The sequence below is a fragment of the uncultured Maribacter sp. genome (assembly GCF_963974015.1).
Lineage (GTDB): Bacteria > Bacteroidota > Bacteroidia > Flavobacteriales > Flavobacteriaceae > Maribacter.
In genome coordinates, this window is sequence record NZ_CAXBBZ010000007.1 from 141,160 (window position 1) to 148,785 (window position 7,626).

The following is a 7,626-nucleotide window of genomic DNA, read 5'->3' on the forward strand; positions in this document are numbered from 1 at the left end:
AGTTAAGTAACCTCTTCAGCTAAGAATTGGGCTTCATAAAGATTTCTGTAGTATCCACCTTTTTTAAGAAGTTGTTTATGAGTACCAGATTCTACAATTTTACCGGCATCCATCACTATAATCTTATCCGCTTTTTTAATTGTTGCCAAACGATGAGCTATAACTATTGAAGTTCTACCCTGTGTTATTTTATCTGTAGCTAATTGTATCAATTGCTCTGAATAGGTATCTACGGATGATGTAGCTTCATCAAGAATTAATATACTTGGGTTACTAACATATGCTCTTAGAAAGGCTATTAATTGACGCTGACCACTTGAAAGCATGGTACCTCGTTCTTTTACATTATACTTATAACCACCAGGAAGACTAGATATGAATTCGTCGACGCCAATAGCTTTAGCGGCATTCTCAATATCATCAACGCTAATCGATGTGCTTTTCAATGAAATGTTATTTGCAATCGTATCAGCAAATAAAAATACATCTTGTAAAACTACCGCTATATGAGAACGTAAAGATGACAATTTATATTCCTTAATATCAACTCCATCAATGGTTATTTCACCTGAATTAATTTCATAAAAACGATTCAATAAATTAATTATAGTACTCTTACCTGCGCCTGTAGAACCAACGATAGCAACCGTTTCGCCAGCTTTCACCTCAAAAGAAATACCATGTAGAACTTCCTCATCTTCCAAATATCCAAAACGAACATTATTAAACTTAATATCTCCTTTAATTACTTCTTGCTCATAAGAACCGACATTCTGTATATGACTATCTGTATCTAATATTTTAAAAACTCGATTTGCAGCCACCATTCCCATTTGTAGCGTATTAAATTTATCGGCAATCTGACGAAGCGGTCTAAACAACAAGTCGATTAACATAATAAATGCGAAAATAGTACCTGCGATATCCGTAGTTATATTCGCTACGTTCTGCAATCCTCCGTACCAAACAATTAATCCAACCGTTATAGATGAAACAATTTCTGCAATAGGAAAGAAAATAGAATTGTACCACACTGTTTTTAACCAAGCTTTTTTATGCTTTTCATTTATTAACCTAAACTTATCGCTCTCAATTTTTTCTCGCGTAAATAGTTGCACTATTTTCATACCGGTAATACGCTCTTGAACAAAGGAATTTAAATTTGAAACTTCTGCCCTTACTTCGGTAAAGGCAATTTTCATTGCCTTCTGAAATAATCTGGTTGCGTAAATAATTATCGGTAATAATGAGAAAACAATTAATGAAAGTTTCCAATTAATGAATAGCATTACTACTGCAGCAACTACCATTTTTAACAAGTCCGCTACTATAACAAAAAAGCCTTGACTAAAAATTTCTCCAATACGCTGCATATCGGCAACTGCTCTAGTAACCAATACACCTAATGAAGAATTGTCAAAATACTTCATTTTGAAACTGAGCATTTTTTTAAATAAATCGATACGGATATCCTTTATAACAGACTCGCCCAACCAGTTGGCATAATAGTTAAATGCTAATTGACTTACAACTTGCCCTATCAAAACAACTAACATGGCAATTGTTAGATATAATAACATTTCCTCATTGCTTTGCTTAATGGCATCATCAATGATTTTTTTAACTATAAGAGGCGTTAGAATGGCAAAACCAGACAATAAAATAGCTGCAAGCGCAACCCCATAGAAAGTTAGTTTGTACGGTTTGGTGTAGGCCATTAAGCGTTTAAAAAGACGAGTGTCAAATGCTTTGCCAGAATCCTTATCCATTCTTTAAAATAGTATTGGGGTAAACAATAGAGGTCAAATATAAACCTTTTGCAGGAACGGATGCTCCCGCCATTGTCCTATCCTTGCTTTTTAATATGGTATTAACATAGTGCGCCGAATATTTGCCAACACCAACATTTAATAGCGTTCCTACAATAGCTCTTACCATGTTTCTTAAAAACCTATCTGCTGTAATCGTAAAAATAAGCGTATCATTTTCTACCACCCATTTTGCTTCCCGTATATCGCAAATATTCGTAAACACATCTGTATTCGATTTTGAAAAACACTCAAAATCCTTTTTACCTATTAAAAACCCTGCAGCATTATTCATTTTGACTAAGTCTAAATCTTTCCATATAAAATGAACCATATCCATTATAAATGGGTCTTTAGTCTTTGAAATATGGTATTCATACGTACGAGCAGTAGCATTAAAACGTGCATGCGCATCATCTTTTACCTCAAAAATACGTTGTACTGCTATATCATTGGGCAGATAAGAATTAAGCCTAAAAAGTAATTCAGGAATTTTTGTTAATTGATCGATATCAAAATGAGCATACATTTCTTTGGCATGCACTCCAGTATCGGTACGCCCTGCTCCCATTACGGAAATAGGACTATTCAAAAGTTTAGACATGGCATTTTCCAATACCTCTTGAACGGTTATGGCATTTGGTTGATTCTGCCAACCATGATAAGCTTTACCGAAGTATGAAAATTGAATAAAGAATCTCAAAGGGATGTGCTAGTTTTGTATTATGTAAAGATATTAAAAAGGATTCCGATTTAAGATTCCTATCCTACACCAAAATTGAAGACAGATTATGACCAAAATTCTATTGCTTTCTGATACACATTCTCATATTGACGATGCAATATTAAAGCATGTTGGCTGGGCAGATGAAGTTTGGCATGCTGGCGATATTGGCTCTTTAGAGGTTACCGATGCAATTGAAAAATTGAAACCCTTAAAAGGTGTACATGGTAATATTGACGACCATATTATTCAAAAAGAATTTCCAGAAAATAATAGATTTTTCTGCGAAAGTGTCGATGTTTGGATAACTCATATTGGTGGCTACCCCCCCAAATACAATACAAGAACACGAGATATGATAAAAGAAAATCCACCAAAACTGTTCATAAGCGGACACTCTCATATTCTTAAAGTTATGATGGATAAAAAACTGGCCGTTTTACATATGAACCCAGGTGCCTGTGGTAAACACGGTTTTCACCAAGTACGTACAATGTTACGTTTTGTAATAGACGGGGAAGATATTAAAGATTTAGTGGTTGTAGAATTGGGGAAGCGTTAGCGGTTTTATCTGTTTCACCTTTTTAACTATTTAATTAATTTAAGGCAAAAATAATATAGTAGATGACGCGTCTCATTGCAGACTAAGCAATGAAAACATCTTAAAACAAAAAAACCCGGAAACTACCCCGGGTTTAACGCACTAATACTACTAAGATGTTAGGTTTAACGCAAGCGATCAACAGATTTTACAAGATCTTCATCCTTTTTTATAGCCCTATTTGCAAGGACCAAAAAAATGATAGAAAATACTGGAATCAGCATCCCAATACCCTTCTCAGAAACCGAAATCTCTCCGGATAAGTTTAGTGATCGAAAAACGAAAAATCCAAGTAAAAAAAAATTTAATATCATGTTCAGCCTGTTAATTACAAACTGAGTTTTTCTATTTTTAAATTGTACTATAGACCATATAGCCAATACCGTAATTATGTAAAAGGCAATGGAAATAAGCATTTCATTATCAGCAAAAACTTCAACACCATCTATGTTTATCCATAAATTGAAGAAGAATGGTAATACGCCCGCAAGAATGGCTACGATTAGTAAATAAAAGCTCTGTATCCTTTGAATCATAAATTTATCATCACTTTATTGCGCAAAAATACAGGTCTTTTCAAAAATTATAACTCTTTTATTCAAAATAATTTGTAATATTGCTTCGTTATCATGTTATAACGCCTACCAATAAGGAAAACATTCCTTGAGTTTACCCAAAAAAATATACTTCTTACAAAATATTATACTCATAATTTATTCGACTACTTAATGTTTGAGATTTCAGATTTAAAATCAAAAAAGCTACCTGAGCTTCAGGAAATTGCTAAAGGACTAAAGGTTCCTAAATTCAAAACCTTAAAAAAATTAGATTTAGTCTACCAGATATTAGACTTACAAGCTGCAAACCCTAAAGTTACTGCTGCTATTGCACCCGTTAAAACGGAAGCAGTAGAAGTTAGCAAACCGGTTGAGGAAAAACCAAAACCGAAGCCAAAACCAAGGCCAAGACCTAGGGTAGCCTCTAATGAGACAAAGGAACCTAGGGCTACTGAAAAAGTAGACTCTCCAGAAAAAGACACGAAGGAAATCGCAGAAACACCAAAGCCAAGACCACGACCAAGGCCAAAAGCTCCGAATACACCAAATTCTAAAAAAGATTTTCAGAAGAATTCTCCCCAAAATAATAATCCGAATAGCAAAAAGCCAAACCCGAGAACTCCTCACGACAAAAGTAATTTTGACAAGGACCTAAAAAACAGGTACAAGGAGCCAGAATACGAATTTGACTCTATTATAGCGAGTGAAGGTGTATTGGATATTATGCAAGATGGTTACGGGTTTTTACGTTCATCAGATTACAATTACCTATCATCACCAGATGATATTTATGTATCACAATCACAGATTAGACTTTTCGGTTTAAAAACAGGAGATACCGTTTTAGGTAATGTAAGGCCCCCAAAAGAAGGTGAAAAGTATTTTCCTTTAATTAAAGTTAATAAAATTAACGGTATTGATCCGCAGATTGTTCGTGATCGTGTTTCATTCGAGCATTTAACTCCGTTATTCCCCCAAGAAAAATTTAACTTGGCAGAACGCCAAAGCACTATATCAACTCGTATCATCGACTTGTTTTCTCCGATAGGAAAAGGACAAAGAGGTATGATCGTATCTCAACCAAAGTCTGGTAAAACCATGCTTTTAAAAGATATTGCAAACGGTATCGCCGCGAATCACCCTGAGGTTTATCAAATTATATTATTAATTGATGAACGCCCTGAAGAGGTTACCGACATGCAACGTAATGTACGCGGTGAAGTTGTTGCCTCTACATTCGATAAAGAACCTACAGAACATGTTCGAGTAGCGAACATTGTTTTGGAGAAAGCCAAGCGTTTGGTAGAATGTGGTCATGATGTAGTTATTCTATTAGATTCTATTACCCGTTTAGCACGTGCATATAACACGGTACAACCTGCATCAGGTAAAGTATTAAGTGGTGGTGTTGATGCTAACGCACTACACAAGCCAAAAAGATTCTTTGGTGCTGCACGTAACATTGAAGGCGGTGGTTCTCTAACAATTATTGCTACAGCATTAACAGAGACCGGTTCAAAAATGGATGAAGTTATTTTTGAAGAATTTAAAGGTACTGGCAACATGGAACTTCAACTAGATCGTAAAATTGCGAATAGAAGAATATTCCCGGCCATTGACCTTACTTCTTCTAGCACACGTAGAGACGACATGTTATTAGATGAAACAACCTTACAACGTATGTGGATTATGCGAAAGTATCTTGCAGATATGAATCCTGTAGAAGCAATGGAGTTTATTGAGCAGCGTTTCAAACAGACGAAGAACAATGAAGAATTCTTGCTGACGATGAATAATTAAAATAATTAAGTTTTATAAAAAAATCTCGATTTCTATATGAAGTCGAGATTTTTTGTTTTTAATTAAGCCCAAAAATAGTCTCTATTAAAACCTTAGGACAACTTTTAATACTCCTATATATTTTTTAATATCTTTAGCTTTTTAGAGAAAGATTCTCCCCCAATCTTTTTTCAGTTTTCTTATTACAAACCCTAATTCACAGAAAATGAAAAGACCAACTTCAATTACCTCCAAAATCTTATGTGTTCTTGTACTCACTAGTATTTTTAGTTGCAATCAACAACAGAAAGAAAACGAACCAAATCCAAAAAATCCACCAATCGTTGTTGCCCCTGCAAACATTATTTCCTTAAACGAAGCAAATGCTATTTATGACAATTATTCAGAACATAGGGTTAGCTTAATTCAACCTTACGAAACAAAACAACGACAACCAGATGAAAAATTTGAAGCATCTAGATTTGTAGATTTTGATTACGATTCCCTTAAGCAATACATCGCTTATATAGACCAAGAAGCCCATGCGGGCGGTGTTAAAAAAGTTACCAAATTAAGATTGTATTTCGCCAATTACCCTAATGAAGAAAAATTCCCAAACGGAAAAAAGGTAATTCATAAAAGACAAAATTCGATTTTTATGGTTCCCACTTTAGAAAAAGAGGGAATTAATTATGGATTCTTTATCGGTAGTAATGGTAAGGCCGAATTGATAAAAGATTGGAAAAAATCTTCTAATGAAGGTATGGGATTTTCTTACGATAAAAAACAAGAAGCATTAGCAGGATTCGTTCCGAAATTTTCCTTAAACACTAGTTTACAGGATAGTAAAAGCTTGGCTTTTAATTTTGGTCAAGGTGGTCCACCACCAAAAACAGATTTTTAAAACAAGTACCCGATGCTTTCACTGTCTTTTATCACAGAAAATTATTATATGATATTCTATGCAGTGACGCTATTTATATCACTGACCACGTATAGAAAATATTATGATACAGAATTAAAGTACTTCCCAATTATTATAGCTTATACTTTTTTCAATGAAGTTTTAGGATATCTAGTTAGAACGTATGACGAAATTTCCTTTTTCCAGAATGTTAAATACAGCAACTTCAATGATATAATTTACAATATATATGCAATTATTTTCTTTTGCTTTTTCTACTTTGTTTATAAGCAATTAATACATAATAGTTGCTATAAAAAATGGATAATCGTTAGCACAATAATCTCACTTTCGGCATATTTAATTAGTACTATATTTCAAAACCCAATTGAAACTAATCTTTATTACGCCCTTGCAATAAGCTCTTGGTTATTAGTGTTTTGCATTATTCTATATTTTAGAGATAAAGTACAACAACAAGAAGATTTATTTCAAATACACAACCTAATGTTTTGGGTAAGTCTTGCTTTATTGATATTTTATACCATATTCCCTGTAATTTATATGATAGGATATACAGATTATGAGACTTGGATGAAATACGAATTAAGATCTGTTCTGAGAGTACTTATAGTAATTATGTACACCCTGTTCATTATTGGATTCCTAAAAGGAAGAAAACTAGCCTTTAGATAAAACAAAAGCCATAAGAGGTTTCATTTTGATGAAGCGACTGTGTGTAATTCCTAACAATTTAGGATTCAACTAAATTAGTTCTACCATTAAAACACAAGACCTTCTCAAACTCAATAGTATTGAATTTAAAGAAGGTCGGTACAACAAAAAAACCTTCCTAAGAGAGGAAGGCTTTAAATATTATAAGTAAAGCTAAATTATAGTGCAGCTACGTGCTTCGCTAATTTACTTTTTAAGTTAGCAGCTTTATTATTATGTATAATGTTACGTTTTGCTAAACGGTCTATCATACTAACAACTGTAGGGTATAATGTTTCAGCAGATTTTTTATCTTCTTCAGCACGCAACTTTCTTAATGCATTACGCATTGTTTTATGTTGGTATTTGTTACGTAAACGCACTGCTTCGTTTCTTCTGATTCTCTTTAACGCTGACTTGTGATTTGCCATTTTATCTCTTAATTTGTTTATAGGATTTATTAAAATCCTGAAAATGTTTTACTAGTAGTCCGTAGGGGAATCGAACCCCTGTTACCAGGATGAAAACCTGGCGTCCTA

At 33.8% G+C, this 7,626-nt stretch carries 8 protein-coding genes; 4 read left to right on the forward strand and 4 right to left on the reverse strand.

Going from position 1 to position 7,626, the window contains the following annotated elements; all coding sequences use genetic code 11:
- Positions 1-2: 2 nt before the first annotated feature.
- Entirely contained in the window at positions 3-1,769 is a 1,767-nt protein-coding gene (locus AACZ41_RS11765; RefSeq protein ID WP_339628665.1) for an ABC transporter ATP-binding protein, read from the reverse strand.
- Positions 1,762-2,511, reverse strand: a complete 750-nt coding sequence (truA, locus tag AACZ41_RS11770) for a tRNA pseudouridine(38-40) synthase TruA (protein ID WP_339628666.1) — start codon at positions 2,509-2,511, stop codon at positions 1,762-1,764. The genes AACZ41_RS11765 and truA overlap by 8 nt, the downstream gene beginning before the upstream one ends.
- An 88-nt stretch (positions 2,512-2,599) precedes the next feature.
- Here truA and AACZ41_RS11775 point away from each other — a divergent pair, with 88 nt between their 5' ends.
- Entirely contained in the window at positions 2,600-3,094 is a 495-nt protein-coding gene (locus AACZ41_RS11775) for a metallophosphoesterase family protein (RefSeq protein ID WP_339628668.1), read from the forward strand.
- A 164-nt stretch (positions 3,095-3,258) separates the two neighbouring features.
- Here the strand turns inward: AACZ41_RS11775 and AACZ41_RS11780 are convergent, their stop codons facing one another.
- Positions 3,259-3,669, reverse strand: a complete 411-nt coding sequence (locus AACZ41_RS11780; RefSeq protein WP_339628669.1) for a DUF4293 domain-containing protein — start codon at positions 3,667-3,669, stop codon at positions 3,259-3,261.
- Positions 3,670-3,861: 192 nt separating this feature from the next.
- Between AACZ41_RS11780 and rho the strand changes: the two genes are divergently transcribed.
- The 3 genes from rho to AACZ41_RS11795 all read left to right on the forward strand — a co-directional run bounded on the left by rho (position 3,862) and on the right by AACZ41_RS11795 (position 7,069).
- The gene (rho, locus tag AACZ41_RS11785; protein WP_339628670.1) at positions 3,862-5,490 is read left to right on the forward strand and encodes a transcription termination factor Rho; all 1,629 of its coding nucleotides are present in this window, start codon (positions 3,862-3,864) and stop codon (positions 5,488-5,490) included.
- A 205-nt stretch (positions 5,491-5,695) separates the two neighbouring features.
- Entirely contained in the window at positions 5,696-6,373 is a 678-nt protein-coding gene (locus tag AACZ41_RS11790) for a hypothetical protein (RefSeq protein WP_339628671.1), read from the forward strand.
- Between the two features lie 12 nt (positions 6,374-6,385).
- On the forward strand, positions 6,386-7,069 hold the full coding sequence (locus tag AACZ41_RS11795) for a hypothetical protein (RefSeq protein WP_339628672.1): 684 nt from the start codon (positions 6,386-6,388) through the stop codon (positions 7,067-7,069).
- 197 nt (positions 7,070-7,266) lie between these two features.
- Here AACZ41_RS11795 and rpsT read toward each other — a convergent pair whose 3' ends face one another.
- Complete coding sequence (gene rpsT / locus AACZ41_RS11800) at positions 7,267-7,518, reverse strand: 30S ribosomal protein S20 (RefSeq protein ID WP_339628673.1); 252 nt, start codon at positions 7,516-7,518, stop codon at positions 7,267-7,269.
- Between the last annotated feature and the right edge of the window lie 108 nt (positions 7,519-7,626).